General features: G+C 63.8%; 25 protein-coding genes and 1 pseudogene. 8 read left to right on the forward strand and 18 right to left on the reverse strand.

Annotated features, from left to right (window positions below):
• Positions 1 to 34: 34 nt before the first annotated feature.
• The 6 genes from rhaS to rhaM form a co-directional block, all read right to left on the reverse strand.
• Positions 35 to 1,045, reverse strand: a complete 1,011-nt coding sequence (rhaS, locus tag OKW41_RS14450; RefSeq protein ID WP_026226690.1) for a rhamnose ABC transporter substrate-binding protein — start codon at positions 1,043 to 1,045, stop codon at positions 35 to 37.
• 39 nt (positions 1,046 to 1,084) lie between these two features.
• Positions 1,085 to 2,116, reverse strand: coding sequence for an ABC transporter permease (locus OKW41_RS14455; protein WP_429572939.1), 1,032 nt, complete (start codon positions 2,114 to 2,116; stop codon positions 1,085 to 1,087).
• The gene (locus tag OKW41_RS14460) at positions 2,109 to 3,164 is read right to left on the reverse strand and encodes an ABC transporter permease (protein WP_429572940.1); all 1,056 of its coding nucleotides are present in this window, start codon (positions 3,162 to 3,164) and stop codon (positions 2,109 to 2,111) included. The genes OKW41_RS14455 and OKW41_RS14460 overlap by 8 nt, the downstream gene beginning before the upstream one ends.
• Positions 3,161 to 4,690: a sugar ABC transporter ATP-binding protein gene (locus tag OKW41_RS14465; protein WP_429572941.1), complete on the reverse strand. Its 1,530-nt coding sequence runs from the start codon at positions 4,688 to 4,690 to the stop codon at positions 3,161 to 3,163. Before OKW41_RS14465 ends, OKW41_RS14460 begins: the two co-directional genes overlap by 4 nt.
• Before the next feature lie 47 nt (positions 4,691 to 4,737).
• Positions 4,738 to 5,631 (reverse strand): amidohydrolase family protein, encoded by an 894-nt coding sequence (locus OKW41_RS14470; protein WP_429572942.1) that lies wholly within the window; start codon positions 5,629 to 5,631, stop codon positions 4,738 to 4,740.
• Positions 5,632 to 5,706: 75 nt separating this feature from the next.
• Entirely contained in the window at positions 5,707 to 6,024 is a 318-nt protein-coding gene (rhaM, locus tag OKW41_RS14475) for an L-rhamnose mutarotase (RefSeq protein ID WP_429572943.1), read from the reverse strand.
• A 121-nt stretch (positions 6,025 to 6,145) separates the two neighbouring features.
• Here rhaM and OKW41_RS14480 point away from each other — a divergent pair, with 121 nt between their 5' ends.
• Positions 6,146 to 7,141, forward strand: a complete 996-nt coding sequence (locus tag OKW41_RS14480) for a LysR family transcriptional regulator (protein WP_018425428.1) — start codon at positions 6,146 to 6,148, stop codon at positions 7,139 to 7,141.
• Between the two features lie 17 nt (positions 7,142 to 7,158).
• On the opposite strand, the gene OKW41_RS14485 is transcribed toward OKW41_RS14480, so the two are convergent.
• The 5 genes from OKW41_RS14485 to OKW41_RS14505 form a co-directional block, all read right to left on the reverse strand.
• Positions 7,159 to 7,941, reverse strand: coding sequence for an SDR family NAD(P)-dependent oxidoreductase (locus tag OKW41_RS14485; protein ID WP_184062740.1), 783 nt, complete (start codon positions 7,939 to 7,941; stop codon positions 7,159 to 7,161).
• A 57-nt stretch (positions 7,942 to 7,998) separates the two neighbouring features.
• Complete coding sequence (gene rhmD / locus OKW41_RS14490; RefSeq protein ID WP_184031529.1) at positions 7,999 to 9,177, reverse strand: L-rhamnonate dehydratase; 1,179 nt, start codon at positions 9,175 to 9,177, stop codon at positions 7,999 to 8,001.
• A 110-nt stretch (positions 9,178 to 9,287) separates the two neighbouring features.
• Positions 9,288 to 10,040 carry an SDR family NAD(P)-dependent oxidoreductase gene (locus OKW41_RS14495; protein WP_429572944.1) on the reverse strand — a complete coding sequence of 251 codons (753 nt, stop codon included), beginning with the start codon at positions 10,038 to 10,040 and terminating at the stop codon, positions 9,288 to 9,290.
• Positions 10,041 to 10,202: 162 nt separating this feature from the next.
• Positions 10,203 to 10,436, reverse strand: a complete 234-nt coding sequence (locus OKW41_RS14500; protein WP_429443840.1) for a hypothetical protein — start codon at positions 10,434 to 10,436, stop codon at positions 10,203 to 10,205.
• A gap of 146 nt (positions 10,437 to 10,582) precedes the next feature.
• Complete coding sequence (locus tag OKW41_RS14505; RefSeq protein ID WP_429572945.1) at positions 10,583 to 11,200, reverse strand: copper-binding protein; 618 nt, start codon at positions 11,198 to 11,200, stop codon at positions 10,583 to 10,585.
• A gap of 941 nt (positions 11,201 to 12,141) precedes the next feature.
• Between OKW41_RS14505 and OKW41_RS14510 the strand changes: the two genes are divergently transcribed.
• Positions 12,142 to 12,417 (forward strand): hypothetical protein, encoded by a 276-nt coding sequence (locus OKW41_RS14510; protein WP_429572946.1) that lies wholly within the window; start codon positions 12,142 to 12,144, stop codon positions 12,415 to 12,417.
• Positions 12,418 to 12,532: 115 nt separating this feature from the next.
• On the opposite strand, the gene OKW41_RS14515 is transcribed toward OKW41_RS14510, so the two are convergent.
• Entirely contained in the window at positions 12,533 to 12,841 is a 309-nt protein-coding gene (locus OKW41_RS14515) for a hypothetical protein (RefSeq protein WP_184031551.1), read from the reverse strand.
• A 783-nt stretch (positions 12,842 to 13,624) separates the two neighbouring features.
• Between OKW41_RS14515 and OKW41_RS14520 the strand changes: the two genes are divergently transcribed.
• The gene (locus tag OKW41_RS14520; RefSeq protein ID WP_429443844.1) at positions 13,625 to 13,951 is read left to right on the forward strand and encodes an H-NS family nucleoid-associated regulatory protein; all 327 of its coding nucleotides are present in this window, start codon (positions 13,625 to 13,627) and stop codon (positions 13,949 to 13,951) included.
• Here OKW41_RS14520 and OKW41_RS14525 read toward each other — a convergent pair.
• The gene (locus tag OKW41_RS14525) at positions 13,948 to 14,577 is read right to left on the reverse strand and encodes an arsenate reductase ArsC (protein WP_429443845.1); all 630 of its coding nucleotides are present in this window, start codon (positions 14,575 to 14,577) and stop codon (positions 13,948 to 13,950) included. The genes OKW41_RS14520 and OKW41_RS14525 overlap by 4 nt on opposite strands.
• A 284-nt stretch (positions 14,578 to 14,861) precedes the next feature.
• On the reverse strand, positions 14,862 to 15,575 hold the full coding sequence (locus OKW41_RS14530; RefSeq protein WP_429572947.1) for a J domain-containing protein: 714 nt from the start codon (positions 15,573 to 15,575) through the stop codon (positions 14,862 to 14,864).
• Between the two features lie 456 nt (positions 15,576 to 16,031).
• On the opposite strand from OKW41_RS14530, the gene OKW41_RS14535 reads away from it, so the two are divergent.
• The 5 genes and pseudogenes from OKW41_RS14535 to OKW41_RS14555 all read left to right on the forward strand — a co-directional run.
• Positions 16,032 to 16,775 (forward strand): NADPH-dependent FMN reductase, encoded by a 744-nt coding sequence (locus OKW41_RS14535; RefSeq protein WP_429572948.1) that lies wholly within the window; start codon positions 16,032 to 16,034, stop codon positions 16,773 to 16,775.
• A gap of 322 nt (positions 16,776 to 17,097) precedes the next feature.
• Positions 17,098 to 17,313: a hypothetical protein gene (locus OKW41_RS14540; protein WP_008917353.1), complete on the forward strand. Its 216-nt coding sequence runs from the start codon at positions 17,098 to 17,100 to the stop codon at positions 17,311 to 17,313.
• A gap of 203 nt (positions 17,314 to 17,516) precedes the next feature.
• On the forward strand, positions 17,517 to 18,971 hold the full coding sequence (gene iaaH, locus OKW41_RS14545) for an indoleacetamide hydrolase (RefSeq protein ID WP_429572949.1): 1,455 nt from the start codon (positions 17,517 to 17,519) through the stop codon (positions 18,969 to 18,971).
• A 103-nt stretch (positions 18,972 to 19,074) separates the two neighbouring features.
• Entirely contained in the window at positions 19,075 to 19,863 is a 789-nt protein-coding gene (locus OKW41_RS14550) for a CDP-diacylglycerol diphosphatase (RefSeq protein WP_429572950.1), read from the forward strand.
• 159 nt (positions 19,864 to 20,022) lie between these two features.
• Positions 20,023 to 20,499, forward strand: a pseudogene (locus OKW41_RS14555) (fatty acid desaturase); the annotation flags it as partial.
• Positions 20,500 to 20,567: 68 nt separating this feature from the next.
• Here the strand turns inward: OKW41_RS14555 and OKW41_RS14560 are convergent.
• The 4 genes from OKW41_RS14560 to OKW41_RS14575 form a co-directional block, all read right to left on the reverse strand.
• Complete coding sequence (locus tag OKW41_RS14560) at positions 20,568 to 22,232, reverse strand: glycoside hydrolase family 44 protein (RefSeq protein WP_429572951.1); 1,665 nt, start codon at positions 22,230 to 22,232, stop codon at positions 20,568 to 20,570.
• On the reverse strand, positions 22,210 to 23,385 hold the full coding sequence (locus OKW41_RS14565; RefSeq protein ID WP_429572952.1) for an alginate O-acetyltransferase AlgX-related protein: 1,176 nt from the start codon (positions 23,383 to 23,385) through the stop codon (positions 22,210 to 22,212). Before OKW41_RS14565 ends, OKW41_RS14560 begins: the two co-directional genes overlap by 23 nt.
• A 4-nt stretch (positions 23,386 to 23,389) precedes the next feature.
• Positions 23,390 to 24,799, reverse strand: coding sequence for an MBOAT family O-acyltransferase (locus OKW41_RS14570; RefSeq protein WP_429572953.1), 1,410 nt, complete (start codon positions 24,797 to 24,799; stop codon positions 23,390 to 23,392).
• Positions 24,800 to 24,952: 153 nt separating this feature from the next.
• Positions 24,953 to 25,648 carry a cell division protein FtsQ gene (locus tag OKW41_RS14575; RefSeq protein ID WP_429572954.1) on the reverse strand — a complete coding sequence of 232 codons (696 nt, stop codon included), beginning with the start codon at positions 25,646 to 25,648 and terminating at the stop codon, positions 24,953 to 24,955.
• Between the last annotated feature and the right edge of the window lie 24 nt (positions 25,649 to 25,672).

A 25,672-nucleotide genomic window follows, 5' to 3' on the forward strand; every position in this document is an offset into this window, starting at 1 on the left:
CGGCGATCAGGTGGACAGTCGGCGTTGCCGAAACTCAGAAGTTGTACTTGTCGATGTTGCTCGCATCGAACGTGGTCGGCGGCCCGAGAATGATTTCGCCTTGCGCGCCAATCGTGCGCTTGCCGAGCTTGCCGGCGTCGAACGTTTCGCCCTCCTTACCCGTGATCTTGCCCGACGCGAGCGACGCCGCCGCGTACGCGGCCAGATAGCCGAGTTCGCTTGGGTCCCACAACTGGAACGCGGTCACGGTGCCGTTCTTCACGAACGCGCGCATCTGGTTCGGCGTGCCGAGGCCCGTCACCGCCACCTTGCCCTTGCTCGACGACGACGAGATATAGCGCGCCGCCGCCGCGATGCCGACCGTCGTCGGCGCGACGATCGCCTTCAGGTTCGGATACGCCTGCAGCAAGCCCTGCGTTTCGACGAAGGACTTCTGATCGTCGTCGTTGCCGTACGCGATCTTGACGAGCTTGATCTTCGAGTACTCCGGTTTCTTCAGTTCCTCCTGCATCCACTTGATCCAGGTGTTCTGGTTCGTCGCGTTCGGCGTCGCCGACAGAATCGCGAACTCGCCCTCGCCGCCCATCAGCTTCGCGACCAGTTGCACCTGGCCGCGGCCGATGCCTTCGGCGTTCGCCTGATTGACGAACAGCTGGCGGCCCTCGGGCGCGGTATCGGAGTCGAACGTGACGACCTTGATGCCCTGACCCATCGCCTTCTTCAGATACGGCACGACCGCGTTCGCATCGTTGGCGGCAATGACGATCGCATCCTGGTGCTGCGTGATCAGCGTGTTGATGTACGACACCTGCGACGACGCGCCCGCATCCGACGGCCCGACGGCCTTGCCCACGCCGCCGAACTCCTTGATCGCGGCGAGGCCGCCGTCGTCGGCGATCACTTCGTACGGGTTGTTGATCTGCTTCGGCACGAACGCGATCTTCAACCCGCTTTTCAGTTCCGCGGCGAACGCGCCGCCGCAGCTGATCGCGAGCAACGCGGCGCAGAGCGCGGCCATGCCGGTGTGACGTAGAGGTTTGAACATGAAGTGTCTCCTGCGTTGTTGTTGGACAGAGAGGGGAAGCTAGGTTGCGGATGAAGAAGACGTGGCTGCGGACTTCGCGATGAAACGCCGGTCGCGTGCCGCCCGCCAGCGCGCGACGAGGTTCGGAATCAGCACCGACGCGAGCAGCAGCACGCCGGTCACGATGGTCAGCGTTTCGCTCGATACGTCGTCGAGTGTCAGCGCGTTCTTGAGCACGCCGATGATCAGCAGCGACAGCAGCACGCCGACCATCGAGCCGCGTCCGCCGAAAATGCTGACGCCACCGAACAGCACCGCGGCGATCACCGACAGCTCGAAGCCCTCGCCGTTATCGCCGCGCGCGCTCGTGAAGCGCAGCGTATAGACGATGCCCGCGAGCGCGCTGACGAGACCCGACAGCACGAACAGGCGCAAGCGGATCTTCGCGACCTCGATGCCGGAGAACGCGGCGGCGGTCGGATTCGCGCCGATCGCATAGAGACTGCGGCCGAACGCGGTGGCTTGCAGCAGAACCGTGAACAGCACGGCGGCGACGATCACGATCACGAACGGCAACGGAATGAACGTGGGGCCAAGCGTGTTCATGCCGAACGCCGTAAACGCGGCCGGAAAATCCGCGACCGCCTGATCGCCGAGCAGCACGTACGCGAGACCGCGAAACAGCGCGAGCGTACCGATCGTGACCGCGAGCGACGGCAGGTTCAGCTTGACGATCACGAGACCGTTCAGCAGGCCCGCCAGCGCGCCGGCGATCAGCACCACAACGATCACGACCGGCATCGGCAGACCCATGTGCCACAGCACGCCCATCAGCGCGCTCGACGCGCCCAGCACCGACGCGACCGACAGATCGATTTCGGCGGCGACGATGATCAGCGTCATCGGCAGCGCCATCAGCGCGATCTCGGTCAGATCGGCGAATACGTTGCTCAGGTTCGCGCCGGTCAGAAACACCGGCGACAGCCAGCGGCCCAACACCAGCGACACGATCAGCACGATCACCAGCAACACTTCCCATTGCAGCGGCGTTTCGCGCTTGCGCGTGAGCAGCGCGGAATCGGGTTTAGCCATGATCGCGTTTCCTCATCATGCGTTTGGCGACGGAGCGGGCCAGCAGCGTATCGGCGGCGATCGCGGCGACGATCAGCGCGCCCTGGATCGCCTGCTCCCAGAACGGCGACACGTGCAGCACGACGAGCGCGATGCTGATCACGCCGAGCACGAGCGCACCGAGCGTCGCGCCGAGGATCGTGCCGACGCCGCCCGTAATCGCGACACTGCCGACCACCGCCGCCGCGACGACCTGCAATTCGATGCCCTTCGCGGTGCTGGCATCGACGGTGCCGAAGCGCGCGAGCCACAACGCGCCCGCAAAGCCCGCAATCGCCCCGGACAACAAAAAGCCCGACATCACGCGACGCTCGACGTTCACGCCCGCGAGCCGCGCGGCTTCCGGATTCGAGCCGATCGCATAGTGCTCGCGACCGCCGCGAAACTGCTTCAGATACACCGACAGGCCGGCGAGTACGACGATCGCGATCAGCGCGAGCGTCGGGATGCCGAGCAGCGTGCCGGTCGCGAGCCGCGAGTACGCGTCGGGCAGACTGGTCGCGTTGATCTGGCCGCCGTGCACCCATGCGTAATCGGCGCCGCGAAAGATGTACAGCGTCGACAGCGTCGCCACGAGCGAAGGCACGCGCCCCACCGCGACGAGCAGCGCGTTGATGCCACCCGCGACGAGCCCGATCGCTAGCCCCGCGGCCAGCGCGACGAGCACCGGCATATGCGGGAACGCAACGTACAGGCTGCCCACCGCGTACGCGCTGATACCCACCGTCGAGCCGACCGACAGATCGATATGCCGCATCAGGATCACGACGGTCATCCCAGCTGTCAGCAGACTGATGATCGACACGTTCAGCAGCACGTCGCGCAAATTCTGCAGATTCAGGAACTGCGGCTTCGCGAGCCCGGTCCCCGCGATCAGCAAGATCAGCACGACGAACAACGTGGTTTCGCGGCTCTTCGCGACGCTCGCGACGAGGCCGCCCGATGAAGCGGCGGAACGCTTCGGCAGCGACTGCCGCACCGGCGCGGGATGGGTGGAATGGCGCATCATGCTGCACGTCCCAATGGTGAAAGTCCCTGACCGAGCGCGGCGCCCATGATGCGCTCCTCGTTCGCGTCGGGGCGCGCGAGCTCCGCGCTGATGCGGCCTTCGTGCATCACGAGCACACGATCGGCCATACCGAGCACCTCGGGCAGCTCGCTCGAAATCATCAGCACGGCCATGCCATCGCGCACGAGTTCGGCGAGCGCGCCATACACCTCGGCTTTCGCGCCAACGTCGATGCCGCGCGTCGGTTCGTCGATGATCAGCACTTTCGGGCCGGTCGCGAGCCACTTGCCGAGCACGACCTTCTGCTGGTTGCCGCCCGACAGCGTACCGACCGGCGCCCCCGGGTCGCTCGCCTTCAGGCGCAGACGCGTGCCCCACTTGTTGGCGAGCTGCGTTTCGCTACGCGTCGAAATGAGCCCATGCCGAACGAGCCGTCCGAGCACCGTCATCGACGCATTGCGCGCGATGCTCAGTTCGAGCGCGAGCCCCTGCTGGCGGCGATCCTCCGGCACGAGCGCGAGCCCGGCGCGCACCGCGGCCGCGGGCTTGCCGGTGTCGAGCCGCTTGCCGGCCAGCCATACTTCGCCCGAATCGAGCGGATCGATACCGAAGATCGCCCGCGCGACCTCGCTGCGTCCCGCGCCGACGAGGCCCGCGAGCACGACGATCTCGCCGGCGCGCACGTCGAACGAGACATCCTTGAACACGCCGATGCGCGTCAGGCCGCGCACCGACAGACGCACGTCGCCCGGTGTGCAATCGGCCTTCGGATAGAACGTTTCCAGATCGCGGCCGACCATCTTTGCGACGATTGCGTCGGTGGTCAGATCGGCGGTTAGTGCGTCGAAGACTCTCGCGCCGTCGCGCATGATCGTCACGCGCTGCGTCAGCGCGAATACTTCGTCGAGCCGGTGCGTGATGAACAGAATCGCGACGTCGCGTTCGCGCAGCTTGCGCACGATCGCGAAGAGCCGCTCGACTTCGGGCAGCGACAACGCGGCCGTCGGTTCATCCATGATCAGCACGCTCGCGTTTAGCGACAACGCCTTCGCTATTTCGATCACCTGCTGATCCGCGATCGACAGACCGCGCACCAGTTGATCCCCGCGCAGTTCGACGCCGAGCGACGCAAGCAGTCCGTCCACTTCGCGATGCATCGCGTCGTACTGGATGCGGCCGAAGCGGTCGACCGGCTGCCGGCCCATGAAGATGTTCTCCGCGATCGACAGATCGAAGAACAACGTCGGCTCCTGATAGATGACCGCGAGCCCGGCGTCGCGCGCTTCGGCCGGCGTCGCGAAGCGACGTGGCTCGCCGTTCACCAGAAGCTCGCCGGCGTCGGGCTGATGCACCCCGGCGAGAATTTTCACGAGCGTCGATTTGCCCGCGCCGTTCTCGCCGAGCAGCGCATGCACCTCGCCGGGCCACAGCACGAGCTCGCCGTCGGACAGCGCGCGCACCCGGCCGAAGGATTTGCTCGCGTGCCGCAATTCGAGTCGCGGCACCGTGGAAGGGGATGGCTGCACTGCGTGTCTCCTTTTTTGCGGCTGTCTTCTCTTCGACGCGCGGCGTGTCAAATCCGGTAGAACCGTTCCGCGTTGCGACGAAACAGCGCGTCCTTCTCAGCCTCGCTGGCATCGCCAACGATCGCCGCATAGGCGCGCCACAAATCCGCATACGAACCAAACAGCCGGTCGACCGGAAAATTCGACGCGAACATCGCACGTTCGACGCCGAACGTATCGATCGTTTCGAGCACATAAGGCCGCAGGCTTTCGACGGTCCAGTGATGATCGAACATCGCGAGCCCGCTGATCTTCACCGCGACGTTCGGACACGCCGCGAGCAGGCGCATGCCTTCGCGCCACGCGCGGTAACCGGCCACGCTATTACGATCGACGAACATGCCAGCATGATTGACGACCAGAAGCGTGTCCGCATGCGCACGCGCCAAGGCGGCCGCCTCTTCCATTTGCGACGGATACAGTTGCAGATCGAACGACAGGTCGTAACGGCGCAGCAACGCGAAATGCTCGCGCCACCGCGGCTCGCGCATGTAATGCCGGCCGACGTAATTGAACAGTTTGTTGTCGTGCACGTTGAGAATCTGCCGGATGCCGCGCGTATTCGCGAACGTCGCATGCGCTTCGAGCAACGCGGGCGCATTTTGCGCGGACAGGTCCACAGCGGCGACGATCGCGTTCGGCATGCCGCGCGAGGCGTCGCGATCCGCGATCGACTGCAACCAGCGCGTTTCCTCGATGGGATCGGCCGGATCGTGATTCGCTTCGACGTGCACGAGCTTCAGCACGTCGATGTCGCCCGCTTCACCGAGCAGATCGTCGAGCAGATAGTCGTGCTTCAGATCGCGCGCATCGCCGACGAACGACACGCCCGGGTTCTCCAGCCACGGATAGCGATGCGTCTTCAGATCCCACAGATGGATATGCGAATCGACAACCTGCATGCGGCACCTTCGTCCGGTGAAAAGCGTTTTCGAGGTTCGTGCGTCGTTGCGGGGTTCAGCTGCGTTCAGCTCGACTCAATGACTGAGATGAAAGACCGGTTCGAGCGTCTGCGTCAGCGGCGTGTGATCGGGCGCGGTCTGCATGATGTCGGCCATGTAATCCCACCATTTGCGCATCACGTCGAGTTGCGGCAACTCGTTCATCGTGTGATCGCTGGTGCGCGAGAGCACCGCGAAAAGATGATGCGTGGCGGGGTCGAAGAAAATCCGGTAGTCGCGCACGCCGGCGTTGTGCAGCGCGTCAACGAGCTCGGGCCAGATCTGCATATGACGCCGTTCGTATTCTTCGCGCATGCCGGGGTTCAGCACCATCCGGAAAGCGATTGTCTCCATTGCGGCCTGTCTCCTGTCGACCTCTTCGAACGACTATAATTCCTGCATCGATAGCCTCTCAATCCGTTGTTGGGATTGGTCGATCCACAAACCGAATCGCACGGGCACTCCTACTGGCACCATGAGCCAACATTCAGCCGCCGTCGCACTCGTCAATCGTCTCAAGTTCAAGCATCTCGCCCTGCTCGTCGCACTCGACGACACCCGCAACCTGCATCAGGCCGCCGAGGCCGTCAACGTCGCGCAACCGAGCGCGAGCCGCATGCTCGGCGACATCGAGGAAGCGTTCGGCTTCCTGCTGTTCGAGCGCAACGCGCGCGGCATGACGCCGACGCCGCTCGGCGTCGTCACGCTCGCTTACGCGCGCCGTGCGCTCGCCGAGCTCACACGCTTCGCCGAAGACCTCGATGTCAAACGCCGCGGCGGTCACGGCCAGTTGACCGTCGGCGCGATCATGGGCGCCGCGCCCGATCTGCTGGCGATGTCGGTCGCCGCGCTGAAGACCGAAAGCCCGCTGCTCAGCGTGCGCATCCTCGGTGAAACAAGCGATCAGGTCGTGCAATTGCTGCATCGGCGCGAGGTCGATCTCGCGCTGGGGCGCCTGACCAACCCTCTGCAGCACAATGACTTCAGCTTCGAGCCGCTCGCGCGCGAAACGCTGCTGCTCGTCGTTCGCGCCGTGCATCCGCTCGCGCGGCGCACGCGCATCACGTTGCGCGAACTGGTCGCGTGGCCGTGGGTTGCGCAACCCGTCACGAGTCCGGCGCGCGTGCTGTTCGAGGAAGAACTCGCGCGTGCCGGGCTCGCCACGCCAGTCAATCTGACCGAATGCGCGTCGATCTTCGCGACGCTGCAATTGCTCGAGAATTACGATGCGGTCGCGATGCTGCCGGAGTCGGTCGTGCGCGATCATGTGCGCGGCGGGCTGCTGGTCGCGCTGCCACTCGAAATCGGCAAGAGTCTCGCGGGTTTCGGCATTCTCACGCGCAAGGAAGAGCAGCTCGCCGAGCCGGCGCTGCGCTTCATCGAACTGCTGCGCGGCTTCTCGCGCGACCTCGCGCGCGACAATCCGGCCGCCGCACCCGGCACGCCGACTACGCCCGTCACGGTCAATTGACGCCCGCATCGCGTCGCTTATTGCAGGTTCACGAACAGGCCGCCGTCGACGAGCAGCGCGGCGCCCGTCACATAGCGCGCGCGGTCCGACGCGAGAAACACGACGCAATCGGCGACGTCGTCGGGACGCCCGAGGCGGCCAAGCGGAATGCGCTTTTCGAAGTAGGCCTTCTTCGCTTCGTCGGCGAGATCTTCGGCGTTCAGATCGGTCGCGATCGTGCCCGGCATGACAGAATTGCAGCGGATGCCGAACGGCCCCAACGCGATCGCGCACGACTGCATCAGCGAATGCACGCCGGCCTTGGTCGGCGTGTAATGCGTTTGCATGCCGCCGCCCACCAACGCGCTGATCGAACTCGTCGCGACGATCGCGCCGCCGGTGCCCTGCTTTTTCATCTGCTGCGCGGCAGCCTGTGTCACGAAGAACGCGCCGTTCAGGTTGACCGCGACCGTCGATTCGAGCACGTCCGCCGGCATGTCGAGAAACGCGTGAAACGGGCAGATGCCGGCATTGCTCGCGAGCACGTCGAGCTTGCCGAACGCGTCGACCGTCCGTCGCACCAGCTCCTGGCCGGTGTCGCGCGCCGCGACGTTGCCTTCCACCGCGATCACGCGCCGCCCCAACGCCTCGATTTCGCCGACGACTTCCTCGACCGCCGAGCGCCGGCCATACGATGCGTCGTTGTCGCCCCAGTAGTTGATCGCCACGTCCGCGCCTTCGCGCGCGCATGCCACCGCGATCGCGCGTCCGATGCCGCGCGAGCCGCCGGTGACGATCACGACTTTGTCCTTGAGCAGCACCCTAATCTCCTTTGCGGCGGTTCGCCGTTCGGCACAGGTTCAAAACGTTCGACACGTTCAATGCTGATAAGGCCGCACCAGCGCGCATTCCGGATTGAGCCGCACGCCAAAGCCCGGCGTGTCCGGCACCTTCATGCGCCCGTTCACCGGCACCGGCTCGTCGAGCAGCAGCGGGTTGAACATCGGCACGACTTCGTCGGCTTTCGGCGCCATCATCAGAAACTCGGAGAACGGCGAGTTATGGCGCGTGACGACGAAGTGATAGCTGTACACCGACGACCCATGCGGCACCACCATCACGTTGTGCGCATCGGCGAGCGCGGAAATCTTGATCAGCTCGGTGATGCCGCCGCACCAGCCGACGTCGGGCTGGATCAGATCGCAGCACTGCATCTCCAGCAGCATCCGGAAGCCCCAGCGCGTCGCCTCGTGCTCGCCGGTCGACACCATCATGCCGCGTGGCACGTTGCGGCGCAGTTCGGCGTAACCCCAGTAATCGTCGGGAGGAAGACATTCCTCGACCCATTTGAGGCCGTATTCGTGCGCGCCTTGCGCGAGCCGCGTCGCGTAGCGCACGTCGAGGCTCATCCAGCAGTCGTACATCAGCCAGAAGTCGTCGCCGACGCGCGACCGCATGTCGGCCAGCTTGTCGAGGTTTTGCCTGAGTCCGTCTTCGCCTTCCGCGGGACCATGCTGCAACGGCAGCTTGCCGCCGATGAAGCCCATCTCCTTCGCGAGATCGGGCCGCGCGCCGGTCGCATAGAACACCAGCTCGTCGCGCACCGGGCCGCCCAATAGCTGATACACGGGCTCCTTGCGAACCTTCGCGAGCAGATCCCACAGCGCGAGATCGACACCGGAAATCGTGTTCAGCACGACGCCCTTGCGCCCGTAGTACAGCGTCGCGAAGTACATCTGGTCCCACATCTTCTCGATGTCGGTCACCAGCTGCCCTTCGAGAAAACGCGCGAGATGCTTTTCGACGATGAACGCGCCGATCTCGCCGCCGGTCGTCACCGCGAAGCCCACGGTGCCGTCGCTCGCTTCGATCTCGACGACCAGCGTGCCGAGCACATTGATGCCGAACGACTGACGGCTCTGGCGGTACTCGGGATAACGCGCCATCGGCGTCGCGATGTGATCGTCGATCCAGTGTCCGCCGGCCTGGTCGTGATAGTCCGCGCCGCCGCCGCGAACGATGAAGGCACGCACGTGCCGGATGGTAGGCATGGCCATGAAAGGGCTCCGTGAGAGAGGCGTCGAAGCGACTCGACACCGCGCGTTCGACGCGTGTGCAATACGCTGCGGGACGTGAGCACTGCGTGAGCAATGCGCGAGCAGTGCGCTCAATAGGTGGCGCGGCCGCCCGACAGGTCGAATACCGAGCCGGTGCTGAACGCGCAGTCTTCGGAGGACAGCCACAGGATCAGCGACGCCGCTTCTTCCGGCAGCAGGAAACGGTTCATCGGAATCTTCGACAGCATGTAGTCGATGTGCTGCTGCGACATCGAATCGAAGATTTCGGTCTTGGCCGCGGCCGGCGTGACCGCATTGACGAGGATGTTTTTGGTCGCGAGTTCCTTGCCGAGCGACTTGGTGAGCCCGATCAACCCCGCTTTCGATGCGCTGTAGTGCGAAGCATTCGGATTGCCCTCCTTGCCCGCCACCGACGCGATATTGACGATGCGGCCGTAGCCCTGCTTCAGCATTTGCGGCACAACCGCGCGGCAGGTCAGGTACGGGCCGATCAGATTCACGTCGATCACGCGGCGCCACATGTCGGGCGCAAGCTCCCAGGTCGTGCCGTTGCCGCCGGTGATGCCCGCGCAGTTGATCAGCACGTCGATCGAGCCGTGCCCGGCGACCGTTTGCGCGGTGGCCTGCTGGACCGCGGCGTCGTCGGTCAGCTCGACCGTGATGGCGCTCACCTTGCCGAGTTCGCTCAGCTCGCGCTGGCTGCGCGCGAGCCGTTCGCTATCGACGTCCCACAACGCGACCGACGCGCCCGAGCGCAACGCCCGCTGCGCGACCGCGTAGCCGATGCCACGCGCGCCGCCGGTGATGACGACCGTGCGCCCCTCCAGATCGATTCGATTCATTGCTGCGCTCCTGTAGGCCGCCGTGCGGCGTGCCATCGAGTTGTCGTATATCGCTGCAGCCAATATACGGGCGGCGCGATGCGCCAACAATCCGACTATTCGCGGGGGCGATAGCAAAAGTGGATCGGCAGCGGGAGCGAGCGCTAAAGGGAGGCGAAGCGGCTAATCATCGGCAGCGACGAAAAGCATCGAGACATACAGAATGGTCGACACGACGATGATGCCGACGCCGACCAGCACCTTGGTCTGGTCGTAGTTGATCCCGCCGATGATCGCTATGCCGATCCCGAACACCGACGATAACGTGCCGAGCGCCGCGAGGCCCACGTGTATCTTGCTGCGGACCAGCCGTTTGCGCTCCGATTCGGCAGTGGTTTCCGTTTCGCTCTGTTCCATTCCCCGCTCCTTCGCGCGCGACGCGATGACCATCGTGAAACCTGAGCCGCAATGGCCGGCGCGCGACATCGAACCGCCGGTTGCGGTTCCACGCCGTGCACCTCGATACGCTTCAGCGTAGTTTATTTAAGCCTTCTCGATCGCCGTTATTTGACGTCCGCGCCATTGCGCGACACCGACGCCGCGATGGCCGAGACGAACACCGCGCGCACCGAATCGCCGACCTTCAGTTTCTCGAGCGCAATGTCCGGCGCCACGTCGAGCGTTTCCGTGCGCGACGGCCCGCGCAGCGTGATCGTGCGCTTCTTGCGATCGATCTTGCGCACCGTCGCGACGACCTCGACGCGCCGCGCCGATGCAACGACACCGTTGGCCGCGGGCTGCGTGACTTCGGTATCGATGCGCTGGCGGATTCCGTTCGGCGCGAGTTTGTCGACGCCGACCAGCACCGCCTTCTTGTACGCAATCGTCACGACGTCGCCGACATGCAGCTTGCTGACGTCGGCGGCTTGCGGATTCACGTCGAAAGTTTCCTCGCCGCCTTGCGGGCCGCGCAGCGTCACGCTGTTCGTCGCGGGATCGATCGCGACGACGCGCGCCTGAACGTGCAGCAGCGCGGCGGCGCCAATTGCCCGCTGTTCCGGCGCGGACGCGGCCGCGTTGTCCTGTGCCAGCGCCGGACCCGCCGCCGCGACGCAAACCACCAACGCAACCGCGATCGCCTTCACCCGCATGAGCCCGGAGTCCGTTGAATTACAAGCCATGAAATGCTCCTTTTGATTGCGTCGATGTTACGGCAAATGTTTTGTCGCAGATCGCGTACTACGCTTAGCAGCGGCAAGTGCAGTCGCTTCGAATAAAAAGAAAAACGGACTATTAATCGCTTTTATCGGACGGGGTTACGCTTTTTGAAACCAATGGCGGTTCCTTTCTAATGCGTCGATTTGTCCTGGAGAGCTGATCGCGAAAAGCGCGTGCTTCTCCATGCGATGCAATCGGTATGCGGAGTCGTGGCGGATGAGCTTGCGCAAGGAGCCGCGCGGCTTTGCGCATGCGTTCCCGCGAGCGTCAGCGGAGGGGTAGAGAGCTAGCCATAACATATTCCTCGCAACGAGATGGACTACCGGGCGACCCAACGTGAGCGGGTCCGGAAATTGCCGAACGTTATGACTATTTAAAACGGTTTCGGAGATGCTAGCAAACGCGCAAAGGAATGGCAAGAAAAGTGGCGCATCGCCATTCCCGATTAATCGGGTTTGCCGCGTCAAATCTTTTATGACGGTGGGCGATTCATTTGCGATAAAAATATGATCGCTGCAATTCGCTGAGCTCAGATGCCCGGCGACGCCGTCCTCGCTCTGACTCTGTCCGGTTGCCTGACAACAGTCGAATCGGCGCATTCGATATGCATTGAAAAGCGGTAGGCGCGCGGCAGATTGGCAATCGCCGAACGACTCCGCACAAACCCTTAATGGATGATACTGAAGCGATTACGCATCGCTGCGCGACGAATACAAAAAATTGTCGTCAATCATTGGAATACTGCGAACACGGCTTTTGATCGAGCGAATTTTGCCGTCAAGGCAACGAATAAGGACGCCCGAGCCGATGGCCACGGTCATGTGGGCATCACAGGCACAGCGTTTGCTAACGCTCGCGTCACGGTCAAACGCACACACATTGGTTTATCGAAAGGACACCACACATGGTCACGACTCGCCCCTGCACCGCCGCCTGCGTCATCGACGGCCTCCTCGTCACGCTGACGTTCTATCCGGACAACGGCGTGTTGCGTATTGCCGATTCGTCCGGGGCCTGTCTAAGAGAAACGCGCTGGCATGGGTCATGGCGCGATCTGCTCGAGGAGTTCCGCGGTTACTACGAAGCGGCGGAAAACGACGCGGCGCGCGGCGTCGACGATATCGTCGCTCGCCTCGGCGAGCGCTGCGTCGAGGCCCAGCGGGAATTGGCATTCGCGTGAAATGGCATGCGCTTGCGATCAAGCGCGTGAAAGGCGGCGGCAGCGCGCGGCACCTGTTCGTCGCCTCGCGATCCGGGGTCGTTCCTGGCGCCCCGCTGCCGCTCGCGAACTCTGGTCATTGACCGAAATAAGTCTTGCACTCCGTGCTAAACGAGCATGACTGGCTGCGCCGGCCTCCCGCTTGCGACTCGCCCGCCGGAACACCACCATACGACGCGTTGCGTATGCCCTGCTCACGCGGGTCCCAGTTCTGACCGAACGACATGTCGGTCGTCGCCTGCGCCGATTCGTTCGCATCGTGCTCCATCATCGCGCGACCCGACACGGCGTGGTCCGCCTGGCCGCTCAACTCCTCCGCGATGGCCGTTCTCGGCGCGAGAAACAGAACGGCGGTCGCGGCAATCATCAATATACGTACTCTCATTTCCGGACTCCTCGAATCCGGCGCAGCAGTGTTCGTCCTCCATAAGAATTGATCCGAGAACAGCCAACCTGCCCAATCGGGCCGAGGAACGGGTCGATGCCAATGCGCTACTGCTGCGACGGGTCACCGAACTAAACAGATAAAGAATTACCGCGCTTGCAACCGATACTCGACGCGTTCCCGAGCGTCGGCGGAATCGGCGCGCACAAGGCGGCTGTAAGTCTGCATTCGCAGCTTGTCGTCCTTCTTTTATAGTTCGCGCACCCCGGAATTCAATCCAGGAGCTTCCAGCGGTGTCGCCAATCGTCCACACCGTTCGAGAAACCGCATTCACCGACAAATTCAACATGAACTAAGCGTGCTTTGCTCGCGCATTGCGCTATCATGTTGCTACAACGCACAAAAAGCGAACCCGCACATCGACGAAAGTCCGGTGAAAGACAGCGTGGAATGACTCCATCCATTCGCAATCATTGCATCGAGACACAGAGTTTTTCATAGCGAACGTCAGGCTTACCGGCCTCGTTCGTCACGTTGCGACATGCTGAAATATTTGCTGATCGAGACCCTCGGTTCGAGGGTCGGTTGTTCCAGCGGCCGTCTTTGTCCGAGGCCGTATTGCAATTCAGGGAGCAACGTTTTTTAACCCGGCACATGGCATTTCCATCAATCGACAACCCCACCGCGGGGCGGCCCCATTCAGTCGGGCTCGACGCTTCGCAGCTTTTTCCCCGCAATCTGTCTTCGACAGCACGCTGCACGTTTTAGAAGGACGAATATCCTATGGACGAAAGGAAGCGAGATAGCATGATTGCGTATCTCCGCCATCGTATGGAAGAGTTTGGTATCAGACCAGAAGACCTTGCCGCAGCGCTAGCGACCGAGTCATTGGCCAAAAAGGCTGAGCGCTATCGCAATGCGACCGGAGACAGCTGGGACGGCAATGGCGAAATGCCGCAATGGTTGAAGCAGGCTATTAGTGCCGGCCAGAGCATTGAGCATTTCGAATTGGCCGCAAAACCGGCGCCCGCGCCCCAACCGACAAAACAGGTGGACTGGTCGAATGACCCGTTCGCCGGCACGCGGCTCGCGCGCCCGAATAACCGCTAGGTGCAGGCCGCCGCGCTCGAAGGCGCGGGCACAATGGCTGCGGCTTCGAGACGAACCGCCGTGCCACGCACCGGTTTTGCGCCACCGCTTGCCACATTTACGGCATTCGCGGCATTCACCGTATTCCCCGCATTGACGGCATTCGCCGCATCGACGAGATTCGCGTGATTCGAGGCAGGCTGCGCATATTGCGGCAGTTCGATAAGCGCGCTGACCTGCCGGACGATCTGCCAGAAGGTCTTGTCGAAAAGACGGGCCTGCTCGTCAGCGGACCCGTGGCCGCCCGCGAGCGGATCGGTAATGGTCCAATAGACGAACGCCGGTGCGCCGGGAAATACCGGCGCGTGCAGTCCGCCGACGAATTCGTCGAGCGCGATCACGATGTCCATGCGCGGCGCCCATTCGCCGGTGAATTCGAGCCAGCTTTTAGGGCTCAGCACCGCGCGCCCGGAAATGCCGGGCCGCAATTGCGCGACCGCGAGTGGATGAAGGCGCGCGGCCGGTTCAGGGCCCGCGCTGAACGCCTCGAACCGGTGCCCCGCCAGTTCGCGCAGTAAAGCTTCTGCAATGATGCTGCGGATCGAATTATCGCGGCAGAGAAACAACACCTTATATATTCTGGACACGCTTACCCCGTACCGATGTTTTTTTTATTGGCCTCTGGGCGGAATTGTGCCGCTCCAGTCTTGCGCCCCCGTGACACTACGGCGTCTTTATTATTTGCGCCTCGGGATTCGCACCAGGTATCTCGACTCACGGGCACAGAGCACAACTTTGCGAACGATGGGCAGTGTACCAGTGTCCGGCCCACTGTTTCAGCACCCTGTCAATATTTGCCAGATCAACCGACGCTGCCGCCGGCCCGCCGGTCCGGCACGATGGGCTTGGCCCGGTCGCCGTCGGCGGCGGGTCAGAACTTCAGGCTGTTGAGGAACTGAAACCACAGGTTACCGAGCGCGCCGGCCGGATGCATGTCGCTGACGGTTTCGTCGCGCTTCGCATGGTTCTCGCGTCTGGAAGGCTGCGTGTCGTGAGGGGCGGTTTGCGAGGCCGTGCCGGTGTCTTGCGCGGGGTCCGCCAGTTCGGGCTCGGACGCCTTGGCTTGCGCCGCTTGCGCGCTCTTCGCGGTCTTTCCCGCGCGCTGGGCGTTTTGCGCGGCGTCCGCCTCGTCGCGGCGCGCGGCCTGCAACGCCGCGACGCTGTCGGCGATCTGCGCGGCGCGCTGCGGTTCGCATTGCCGCCCGAGCAGTACGCCGAACAGCACGTCGCGATTGTGGCCCTGGTCGGCGAAGCGGATCGCGATCGACACCATCTCGGCATACGCGGCTTCGTCGGCCGCGCGCGCCGCTGCCTCGCGCTTCGCCTGCGCGCGTTGCCGACGCGTGTGCTGCGCCTCCCACTCGCGCATCTGCTCGGTGTAGACCGCGTCGTAGACGTTGCGCTGCTCGGCATCGGACAGGATCGCGTACGCGTCCTTGATTTCCTGGAACGCCGCGCGCGCCACGTCCTCGGCACCGTGGTTGCGGTCCGGATGCCACTTCATCGCGGCTTTCCGGTAGGCGCGCTTGATTTCGTCGTCGTTGGCGTGCGTGGGCACGCCGAGCGTGTCATACAGGGTTGCCATGCTGGACTCGATCTCGCGAAAAATCACTGCGGGCATCGTAGCATGCTAAAAGCGGCGTCATCGTGACCCGGCCTCCACGCAAGCACGCGCATGCCGGCATTGCCGCGATGGCACGGCGGCAGATCGCCCTCCAACGGCACACGAAAAAAAGGCCCCACCACTTGCGTGGCGAGACCGAGTCCCATGTCTAAGGAGATGTCATGGAGGAGACGAGCCCATCTTATCGTCAGACCCGCACGCGCCCAACCAACGGTTCGCCATATGCTTATCGGCCGCGCGCTCACGTGCATTGCGAAGCGGCTCGGCGACCTGCTCATGCATGGTTATATCGTTAGAACAAAAAGTCGCTTAGGCGCGCGGCGGCCGCTCATTAAGATGACGCTTCAAAGTCCGGTTCGCTCCGGCCGGTCCGTTCGCGGCCATGCACGTGCGTTGCTAGCGCTGCATGAGTTCCGCATGAACCGCACCGTGAACCGCAATCGAAGGAGCATTTCGTTGAGCAGATCCGATCATTTCCGCCCGCCGCTCGTCGTCGGTATTGGCGGTACGACGCGCGCGGCCTCGTCGACCGAGCGCGCGCTCGCCTTCGCGTTGCGCGGCGCCGAAGCCGCGGGCGCCCATACCCGCCTGTTCGGCGGCACCTTTCTGCATAGCCTGCCACACTACGCGCCGGAACAGCCGGCCCGCACCGACGAACAACTCGAGCTGATCGAGGCGGTGCCTCGCGCGGACGCGGTGATCATCGCGACACCCGGCTATCACGGCGGCGTGTCCGGGCTCGTGAAAAACGCACTCGACACGCTCGAGGAATTGCGCGCCGACGAGCGCCCGTATCTGGATGGCCGCGCGGTGGGCTGCATCGTCACCGCCTACGGCTGGCAGGCGGCGGGCTCCGTGCTGACGTCGCTTCGCTCGATCGTGCATGCACTGCGTGGCTGGCCGACGCCGTTCGGTGCCGGCATCAACACGCTGGAGACGCGCTTCGATAGCGCAGACAGCTGCTCCGATCCGAAGGTGATCGAGCAACTCGCGACCGTCGGCCAGCAGGCCGCGCAGTTCGCGCTCGCGTTCAATGCACAGCGTGCGCACGGCACGCCCGCCGCGTCGAGCCATGCGACTGCGAGCCCGGCCTCCCCACCGAGCCCCGCCGCCTCCATCGCCGCTGACGGTCGTCCCGCGCGCGTCCTGCACGCGGTCTGAAATACTCCCCGGGCACCGTGACGCCGCCGCAATCGCGCGCGGCGCCACGCTTTGCGCCGAGCGACCGTGCGCCACATAACAGACACCGGGCCTCCACGCGAATAGAGTCACCGGACACAGCGACTTCGATCCAATCCGGGCTTCTGATTACCACTCCGGCCCCGCGCTGATTTGCTTTCGACGAAAGATTGGTTCACCCGCTGCGCAGCGCACCCTACGCTTGACCTGCCCGCCGCTTCACTCACCTATGGCAACGACAGGGTCGCGCCACACGCATTGGTATTCCGCACGACATTCGCGGGCACACAGACAAGTCAAGATCATGAACTCACACATCCGCTACAAGGGCTACGAGGTCGAAGCGGCAACGCAACTGCTCCCCAACGGATTATTCGCCGCCAATCTGACGATCGAGCAGCGCGACGAGAATACGCGCAAGGCTTATTCGTTCGACGCGCTCGACTACTTCTTCGACGAAGAGCATGCGCTCGCCTACGCGTCGGACTGGGGGCGTATGTGGATCGATAATCACCAATAAGGCGATCCCGGAGCGCATCGATATCGATGACAGCGAGCGCGACACGCGTTGCGCATCGCCCGACATCGGGTTTGAGGCGGATGTGCCAGAATAGATGAACCCTTGCGTTCGCTGTCTGCCCGCGTGACCTGTCCGCTACTTCGACGGATGCAGTCGAAACTCGCGCCGCCCGCGACGCACCCATCGATACGGAGACGCCGGTCATGACATGGACCGTCGACGCACAGCTCGCGCTCAGCGCGACACAAGCGGTCGAGGCGCTGCAATCGGGCCGCCTCAAAGCCGCCGACTACGTCGCCACCCTGCTCGCGCGCGCCGCCGCGCTCACGCACCTGAATGCGCTCACCACGCTCGACTTCCACGGCGCGCTCGCGGCGGCGCAGCGCATCGACGCATTGCCGCCGGCTGAACGGGCACGTCTGCCGCTCGCCGGTTTGCCGATCGTCGTCAAGGACAACATCAACACCGCAGGTCTACCGACGACGGCCGGCACGTCCGCGCTCGCGGGCTTCGTGCCGAACACCAACGCCCCATCGGTGCAACGCCTCGTCGACGCGGGCGCGATCGTGCTCGGCAAGGCCAACATGCACGAACTCGCGTTCGGCATCACGAGTACCAACCTGTCCGCGCACGCGGGGCCGGTGCGCAATCCGTACGATCCGTCGCTGATACCGGGCGGCTCGTCGGGCGGCACCGCGGTCGCGATCGCCGCGCGCATCGCGCCCGCCGGACTCGGCACCGACACCGGCGGCTCGACCCGCATCCCGGCCGCGCTGACCGGCACCGTGGGCTTGCGTCCATCGGTCGGCAATGGCGGTGCCGAGCGGCGCTATCACGACCCCAACGCGGTGGTGCCAATCAGCCATACGCGCGACACCGTCGGGCCGATGGCACGCAGCGTCGCCGACCTGGCGCTGCTCGACGGCGTGATCACCGGCGACGGCGCGTTGCCTGCGATTGCGCTCGATGGCTTGCGCATCGGCTTGCCCGCGCCGCTGTGGGATGCTCTCGAGCGACAGGTCGAGGACGTCGCGCGCGCCGCACTGCAAAAGCTCGAAGCGGCGGGCGTCACGTTCGTGCCGGTCGCGATGAATGAGTTGGAGTATCTGAACGGGATGGTCGGCGGTCCGCTCGCCATTCACGAAGCGCGCGACGACGTGCTCGCGTGGTTGGTCGCGAATCGGGCGCCGGTGCAAACCGTCGCCGCACTGGCCGTGCGCATCGCGAGCCCGGATGTGCGCGCGATCTACGACGACGTGCTCGCCGACGTGCTCGGCTCGCACTACTCGGCGGCGCTCAACTACTGGCGACCGCGGCTGCGGAACTACGTCGCCGCGACGTTCGCGAATGCCGGTCTCGACGCGTTGCTGTTTCCGACGACGCGGCTCGTCGCGGTACCGATCGACGATCTGAACGGCTCGTCGACGGTCACGATCGACGGCGGTCCACCGATCGATACGATGGAAGCGTTCCTGCGTAATACCGACCCGGCCAGCACATCCGGCATTCCGGGGCTGTCGCTGCCGGCGGGTATCAGCGCGAGCGGGCTGCCGGTCGGCCTCGAACTCGATGGACCGCTCGGCTCGGACAGGCGCCTGCTGGCCATCGGTGTCGCGTTCGAACAGGTACTGGGAACGTTGCCCGCGCCGGTGCTTTGAAGCCCGTGTTTCACGTGCGCGCCATCAGGTTTGTGCTTTAATGCCTGCGCGTTGCAGCCCGCATTCCGACGCTTTGCCCGCCCGAACCTCCCCCTAAGCGACGATGACGACCCCCGCCACCGCCCTCTCATCTCACGGCCTCGTACACCGCGTCGTTCACTTGAGCGCCGTGCTCGCGGTCGCTTTCGCCGCCAGCGCCTGCGCGCGCCTCGCGACGGTCGATTCCAACGTGCTGTGGAAGATCGTCGACATCCGCTGCGTGCCGTCGCAGCAGGCTACGGGCACACCGGATCAATGCACGGTCGTCGATCTCGACAAACGCTACGTCGTCCTGAAGGACATTCTCGGCCGCTCGCAGTTTCTGCTGATGCCGACCGATCGCATCACCGGCATCGAAAGTCCGCTGATCGTCGCGCCCGATGCGAAGGACTACTGGCGTGACGCGTGGGATTCGCGTCATTACGTGCAGCAAGCGGTCAAACGCGAGTTGCCCGACGATCAGCTCGGCCTCGAAATCAACTCCGAATCTCGTCGCTCGCAAAACCAGCTGCATATCCACATCGATTGCATGCGGCGTGAAGTCAGCGCCGCGCTCGCCAATCACGCCCACGACACGCCCGGCGAGTGGCGTTGGGAGACGCTCGATGGCGAGCGCTACAGGATCATGCGGGTGAACTCGCTGAGCGGCGCCGACAACCCGTTCCGGATCGTCGCCCGCGACAATCCTGATCCGGCGACGATGGCCACCCAAACCATCCTGGTTACCGGCGCGGGACCGTCCGCGGTTCGGGATGGCTGGCTGATCGTCAACAGCGGTATCGACATCGAAGGCGGCAGCGGCACGGCCGAAGGGCTGCTCGATCACGCGTGCCGCGTCGCGGACGATCATTGAGCGTTTGCCGAACACGCAGAATTCGCGCCCGCTTTTCCACGATTGCGCAGATGCATTGCTCAATAAAATGGTTCGGGCGCACAGCGTTGCCCCGTACGATCGGTCTGAACCTGCGAGTCAACACCGCGGGTTCGAACATGCATTCGGACCGGTTCAACGATGGCGATCTATCTCGACGACACCCAGCGCAACGATATCGACCGTCTGGCCGCATGCCGGACCTGGCGCACGCAATGGCCGACATGGACGCTGATCGTCGCGATCTACGGTGGCTGGGTCAGTGTCGCCACGCACGCGCGTCCGCTGGGTCTGCCGCTGACGGCCGCGCTGCTGGCCGTATTCGGCGCAGGGTACATGTCGTTGCAGCACGAGTTGCTGCACGGCCATCCGACGCGCTCGCGATTCGTCAACGCGCTGCTCGGTTTCGCGCCGCTCGCCGTGTGGTTCCCCTATCACGGGTATCGCGAGTCGCATCTGCGGCATCACGACCATGCGCATCTGACCGAGCCCGGCAGCGACCCGGAAAGCTATTTCGTCAGCGCATCGGAGTGGCAGCGCGCAGAGACCGCGATTCGTTCATTGCTGGTTTTCCGCAATACGTTGATCGGTCGATTGCTGGCCGGGCCGGCGTTTTCGGCGGATGATGCCCAAAGTCATACAGCACCGGGCCGGAATTGGCCCGCACCAGCATGCGAGTAACGGAGTCATTGCCGGCCCGCGCCGTGCAAAACCAGCAAGGTTACGGTTTTCGGCGGCAGAGTAAGGTGCAATTGGCCGCTCGCATAGTCGGTGTCGTGCAGACGGGATAAGGCATTGTCCATGAGTTGCCAGGTCTGGGCTTTGCCTTGAGTCACATCAAAGTTGTTGATCGCAATTGTGGCGTCAGCCGATTGATCAAGCTGCTTGTTGATAACCACGATGGTCATGACGCGGTCGTGATCACGCACGGCGGCAAAAGACGAGACCCGATCCGGGTCGGGCTGCGTGTCGGAGATGCTGGTGGTGCCAAAGCCCGAGCCCTGGCCATCGTAGTTGCGATAGAGCTTGATCGCCTTGTAGACCGGCATGTCCCGATTCAATGTGCCCCAGCGCGTGGCAATGTCCAACCCTTCCCGGCCAAAGATGCCCAGCACGTCGGCCTGGGCCGTGGCGCCGTTCATGGTCGTATCGCCGCCCCAACTGTATTCCGTCAGCGCGATCGGCGTACCAGCGTAGTAATAGCTGTCGACCCACCGCCGCATCAACGGAATCAGGGCCACCACGCTATTGATCCAGGTCGGATCCTTGTAGCTCGTATCCCACAGATCGCGCGTGGAGCGGTTACGGGCGAGTTCAATGGCAGGCGTTTCAGCCGTGGCCGCATTCTGGTTTTCCTTGAATTCTCCGCCCTGGGGGTAAAAGTGCAGGCTGAAAACGTCGACAGGGCGGCCGGCCTGCTTCCATTGCGTGAGCAGCCATGGGACGTAATCCATGCCTCGCGTTTCGTTTTCCCTGTCCGGCGGATTGCCCTGGCCGTGCGCGGCGAAGTACTGCTGATCGAAGCCGCTAAAGCGATACCCGGTCCAACCCCACTCTTCCGGTGCCACGACCCGCGCGCCCGGGTCTGCCGCCTTCACGGCGTGCGAATAGGCGATCACCTTGTTCGCTACCTCGCCGGCATGGGCGCCGATGGGATGCATGTCGCGATGGTTGAGTTGCCACAGACTCGGCTCATTGTCCATCAGGTAGTAATGCACACCGTCCGAGCCGGCACTACCGGATCCACGCGTGAGTTGCCTGACGCGCTCCTGCTGGCTCTGCGGATCGTCCAGCAACGAAGCATCGTCCGGGTCGTTCCTGATAGGGGTGCCGTCGGGTGCGATGCCGTTGCCCGCGTCAGACAAACCGTGAGCGTCGACACTCTGCTGCTTGCCGTACCTGTTGACCGAAAAACTGACGAGCGGCTTACCGTCCTTATCGAGCCGCGCTACCCTGCCGATCATCGGGATGGTCAGCATCGGTGAAGCGTGTCCGTCACGGGTAAGCGCCGCGAAACGGTCGTTATATTGGTAGATGTCTTTTGGATCGGTCGGCAGGCTTTCGAAAAACCAGTCCTGGCCTGTGTTGTGAGCGTCGACCCGCCAGTTGTAAGCCGAAGCGGTGTTGCCGCCCGAGCGGTTGATCGGCACGCGCAGATCCCGCAGGATTTCCGCCGTCCCGAAGTTCAAGCCATAGATGAGCGGGCTGATTGGATGCCGGTTGGCCGCGGCATCCACCGTAATGATCACCGGCAGCGGCGCAGCCATGGGCAGATCGGCGTATAGCAGCGCGCCCGCCCCTAGCATCATCGCCATCAAGCTATGGCAGTTAAAGTGTGCTGGCTTCGACATGCGGAGTCCGTGAGTCTATGGCGCTGGATTTCGGCACGACGACCGTATCTTCCGCTTCGAGCGGCGACTGCAGATCCCGTTCGTCCAATTCCCAAACGACGAGCCTGGGCGGTGTCTGAGCATAAGCCGGACTCGCGAAATAGGCGCGCGCCGAGCCGCCGAACTTGCCGCCCTCGCGTGCGAAATTACCCACGCCTGTTCCGAGTGTCAAAGCGAGCTGAGGCACGAAATCGGACGTCGTCGAATAAGAAGTGCCGATCACGGCGATGCCAGGCAGATCGGCATCGCCGAACAGATCGTCGGCTGACGCGGCCGCCTGAGCCTGAGGAATGTAGTCACGGCTGGCCGCAATCTCAGGCCTCGGCTGCCAGGACGGCGGCAAATCATCCAGGCCGGCCAGACGCACAAGATCGCCGGGCCGCCTGCCGGGAGGCTTGTCTGTGACGCGATAGTCGGGCTTACTCGAACCCAGCGGCACCCCCATCGCACGGATGCGCTGCGCCACGGCCTGCGCCGCGGCACCCGCGCCGTCCTCGGTCCAGTGCGTGTCAGTCCGAAAAAAAGCGCCGCCCGGCGCGCCACGCAGCGCCGGACTTAGATCCAGCACCTGCACGCCGTCAGCGGTCAGACGCGAGGTCCAGTCAGCGAGACGCGCACCCAACGAAACCGGACGATACAGGCTGCACAGATGTTGCGGCTCGATACGCGACTTGTCGGGCACCACGACGACCAGCAACGCGATACCGTGCCTCGCCAGGTCGCGCCGCACGGCGGCCACCGTGTCCGCGCGCGTGGCGAGATGACTGTCGCTATCGGCATACACGCTGAGTTCGTCGCGCAGGAACAACCAGCCCGGGCAGCCCTGCCGCACGCGCGGCCCCAGATCGTGCAGCGTCAGCCAGCCCAGCGCACGCTGCGCGCGCGCCGCGTCGGCGGCGATCGGCGTATCGGCCATGCGATTGGCGAGTTCTTTCGATACCGCACCGTCCAGAATGCCGGCCCGGGTCACGGCATGAGGCAACACCGATTCGGTCGTCGACGCGAACCTGAGATTGGAAAGCAGGCCCGCGAACAGGAAGACCATCAGGATGACGGCAGCGATCTTGCTGGCGCGCGAGGCGGGTAATTGAGGTAGCGGCTTGGGATCTTCCATGGCGTCAGAACTGGAAGTAGAGGAAAGGCACCGCGCCGCGCGCGACGATCAGACCGAACGACAACAGAAAACCCGCTAGCGGCCATCCCGCCTGCCATAGCTGCCGCAGCGCCGTGTCGGGAAGGCTATCCCAACGCTGTTGCCAGAGCGGCAGCAGCACGCACACGATGCCCAACCCGGCAGCCAGAGCGTGCACGGGCCGCAGCAGCACGAGCGTCGCGTCGCTCAGGCCGATGCCATTCAAACCGAACTGGCCGCGATACATGGCGAGCGCGGCATGGAAACCCGCCGCGCGAAACAGTGTCCACGCGAGCATGACGAAAACCAGCGTCAGTACGTGCGATAACCAGGACGGCATGGTCAGCATATCGAACCGGCGCCAGAGGCGCGCGACCATCAGAGCGATGCCATGACCGAGGCCCCACAGCAGGAAGTTCCAGCTATCGCCGCCGTGCCACAGGCCGGCGATCGCCATGGTCAGCAACAGATTGCGGCAGGCTTGCCACTCACCGTGGCGGTTGCCGCCTAGCGGGATGTACAGGTAATCGCGTATCCAGCTCGACAACGACAGGTGCCAACGGCGCCAGAAATCCTGAATGCTGCTGGCAAGGTACGGATGGTTGAAGTTCTCGGGAAAGCGAAAGCCCAGCATCTGCCCCAACCCGATGGCCATGGCGCTGTAGCCCGCGAAATCGAAGAACAACTGCAGCGTGTAGAAACCGCAGCCCAGCCAGGCGTCGGCCAGCGTGGGCGCGTGCAACGAGAAGATCGCGTCGACCATCGGCGAGAGTGTGTCGGCCACCAGCACCTTCATGCTCATGCCCACCATGAGCCGCCTTGCGCCGGCTGCAAAACCGTCCCAGTCGACCTCGCGCGACACCAGCTCGCGCCTCACCCACGCATAGCGAATGATCGGCCCCGCGATCAGATGCACGAACATCCCTTGATAGGCGCCGTAACGGATCATGCTGCGATCGGCCGCCACCGTGCCGCGCTGCACGTCGATCAGATAGGAGATGGATTGCAGCACGATGAACGAAAGCCCGATGGGCAGCACGACGTGTCGCCAGGGGATGGACCCTGCATGGCCTGCCCCCAGCACACTGTCGAGACTATCGACCACGATGTTGGCGTACTTGTACCAGCCCAATATCAGGACGTTGACGACGATGAACACGGCCAGCCAGCCACCGCGTGCACGCTGGCTCGGTGCCCTGTCTATGACCATGCCGCCGAACCAGCCCCAGAAGGTCAGCGCGATGAACAGCAGCAGAAAGACCGGGCTCCACCAGCCATAGAAAAGCCAGCTGCAAAACAGCAGCACGCCATTGCGCCAACGCGCAGGCAACGCGACGTAGATCGCCAGAAAGGCCGGCAGAAACAGCGTCAGGAATTCGAGGGACGCGAAAACCATGCATCGTTCTCAATCGAAAAAGATATCTGGACCGACGCGCCATCGCGAAACACACCGAACCCCGCTCTGCCCGTCGTGACCAGATGAAAAACGGGGAACAGCCGGAAATCGGCGATGAGCGGCGTCGCTTTCAAGGAGAAGGCGCAAATGCGATCAGTGGCTCACCGCGTCGTTCGCAATGAAGATGCGCGAATGCGCCCCGCCCGGCACGAGCAACACCGTATAACGCTGCCCGGCCGCGAGCGTACCCAGGGTGAGTGGCTGCCCCACAGGCTGGCCGCCGCAGACCAACTGCACCGAGAGGGCGACCGGGTTGACCTGACGCCGCTTGGCTTGTCCCACAGCCACGCCGTCGAGCAGCACGATGTCGCGACCCGGCACTTTCAGCGTGGGTGTCGCGCAGCCAGCGTCGAGGTTGTAGAAAGCCACCGAAGCTTTGAGCGCATTGAAGTCGTCGGGTTTTTCGCGGACCGTCACCGTATGCAGGCCACCCGCTTTATCCGCGCCATCGAGCGCAACGATGCTGACGAACTCGCCAGGCTGCACCGTCGCCGATACGTCCTGGTGCGCGCTACCGGCTCTCAGTGTGCCGGCCACCGGTTTGCCGGCGGCGATCGGAAGGAAGTGAGTGGCCGGGTTCGCGGCGTCGAGCGTCAGACGCGCTTTCGACCCCGCCGCGCTCACGTCGATCGGACCCGAACCGCCATCGACAAAACGCACGAACGACGAGTCCTCCGCGGGACCGGTCAGGTATAGCGGAATTTCTGCGGCCATGGCCGGCTGCACGGACAAACCGGGACCGGACAGAGCGAAGCCGGACAACAACAGGGAGGAGAGGAAATTTTTCATTCTTTTCTCAAACGGGAGACCTGG

The organism is Paraburkholderia sp. UCT70, assembly GCF_050434085.1.
Taxonomy (GTDB): domain Bacteria; phylum Pseudomonadota; class Gammaproteobacteria; order Burkholderiales; family Burkholderiaceae; genus Paraburkholderia; species Paraburkholderia tuberum.

What these genes read in the sequence shown, in the direction of transcription:
- OKW41_RS14500 (WP_429443840.1), bottom strand. Translation starts at nt 10,436, where the DNA reads ATGGAACAGAGCGAAACGGAAACCACTGCCGAATCGGAGCGCAAACGG.
- OKW41_RS14535 (WP_429572948.1), top strand. Translation starts at nt 16,032, where the DNA reads ATGAACCGCACCGTGAACCGCAATCGAAGGAGCATTTCGTTGAGCAGA.
- OKW41_RS14565 (WP_429572952.1), bottom strand. Translation starts at nt 23,385, where the DNA reads ATGGAAGATCCCAAGCCGCTACCTCAATTACCCGCCTCGCGCGCCAGC.
- OKW41_RS14460 (WP_429572940.1), bottom strand. Translation starts at nt 3,164, where the DNA reads ATGATGCGCCATTCCACCCATCCCGCGCCGGTGCGGCAGTCGCTGCCG.
- OKW41_RS14575 (WP_429572954.1), bottom strand. Translation starts at nt 25,648, where the DNA reads ATGAAAAATTTCCTCTCCTCCCTGTTGTTGTCCGGCTTCGCTCTGTCC.
- OKW41_RS14530 (WP_429572947.1), bottom strand. Translation starts at nt 15,575, where the DNA reads ATGGCAACCCTGTATGACACGCTCGGCGTGCCCACGCACGCCAACGAC.
- OKW41_RS14480 (WP_018425428.1), top strand. Translation starts at nt 6,146, where the DNA reads ATGAGCCAACATTCAGCCGCCGTCGCACTCGTCAATCGTCTCAAGTTC.
- rhaS (WP_026226690.1), bottom strand. Translation starts at nt 1,045, where the DNA reads ATGTTCAAACCTCTACGTCACACCGGCATGGCCGCGCTCTGCGCCGCG.
- OKW41_RS14470 (WP_429572942.1), bottom strand. Translation starts at nt 5,631, where the DNA reads ATGCAGGTTGTCGATTCGCATATCCATCTGTGGGATCTGAAGACGCAT.
- OKW41_RS14455 (WP_429572939.1), bottom strand. Translation starts at nt 2,116, where the DNA reads ATGGCTAAACCCGATTCCGCGCTGCTCACGCGCAAGCGCGAAACGCCG.
- rhaM (WP_429572943.1), bottom strand. Translation starts at nt 6,024, where the DNA reads ATGGAGACAATCGCTTTCCGGATGGTGCTGAACCCCGGCATGCGCGAA.
- OKW41_RS14520 (WP_429443844.1), top strand. Translation starts at nt 13,625, where the DNA reads ATGGACGAAAGGAAGCGAGATAGCATGATTGCGTATCTCCGCCATCGT.
- OKW41_RS14495 (WP_429572944.1), bottom strand. Translation starts at nt 10,040, where the DNA reads ATGAATCGAATCGATCTGGAGGGGCGCACGGTCGTCATCACCGGCGGC.
- OKW41_RS14570 (WP_429572953.1), bottom strand. Translation starts at nt 24,799, where the DNA reads ATGGTTTTCGCGTCCCTCGAATTCCTGACGCTGTTTCTGCCGGCCTTT.
- OKW41_RS14550 (WP_429572950.1), top strand. Translation starts at nt 19,075, where the DNA reads ATGACGACCCCCGCCACCGCCCTCTCATCTCACGGCCTCGTACACCGC.
- OKW41_RS14505 (WP_429572945.1), bottom strand. Translation starts at nt 11,200, where the DNA reads ATGGCTTGTAATTCAACGGACTCCGGGCTCATGCGGGTGAAGGCGATC.
- iaaH (WP_429572949.1), top strand. Translation starts at nt 17,517, where the DNA reads ATGACATGGACCGTCGACGCACAGCTCGCGCTCAGCGCGACACAAGCG.
- OKW41_RS14510 (WP_429572946.1), top strand. Translation starts at nt 12,142, where the DNA reads ATGGTCACGACTCGCCCCTGCACCGCCGCCTGCGTCATCGACGGCCTC.
- OKW41_RS14515 (WP_184031551.1), bottom strand. Translation starts at nt 12,841, where the DNA reads ATGAGAGTACGTATATTGATGATTGCCGCGACCGCCGTTCTGTTTCTC.
- OKW41_RS14560 (WP_429572951.1), bottom strand. Translation starts at nt 22,232, where the DNA reads ATGTCGAAGCCAGCACACTTTAACTGCCATAGCTTGATGGCGATGATG.
- OKW41_RS14540 (WP_008917353.1), top strand. Translation starts at nt 17,098, where the DNA reads ATGAACTCACACATCCGCTACAAGGGCTACGAGGTCGAAGCGGCAACG.
- rhmD (WP_184031529.1), bottom strand. Translation starts at nt 9,177, where the DNA reads ATGGCCATGCCTACCATCCGGCACGTGCGTGCCTTCATCGTTCGCGGC.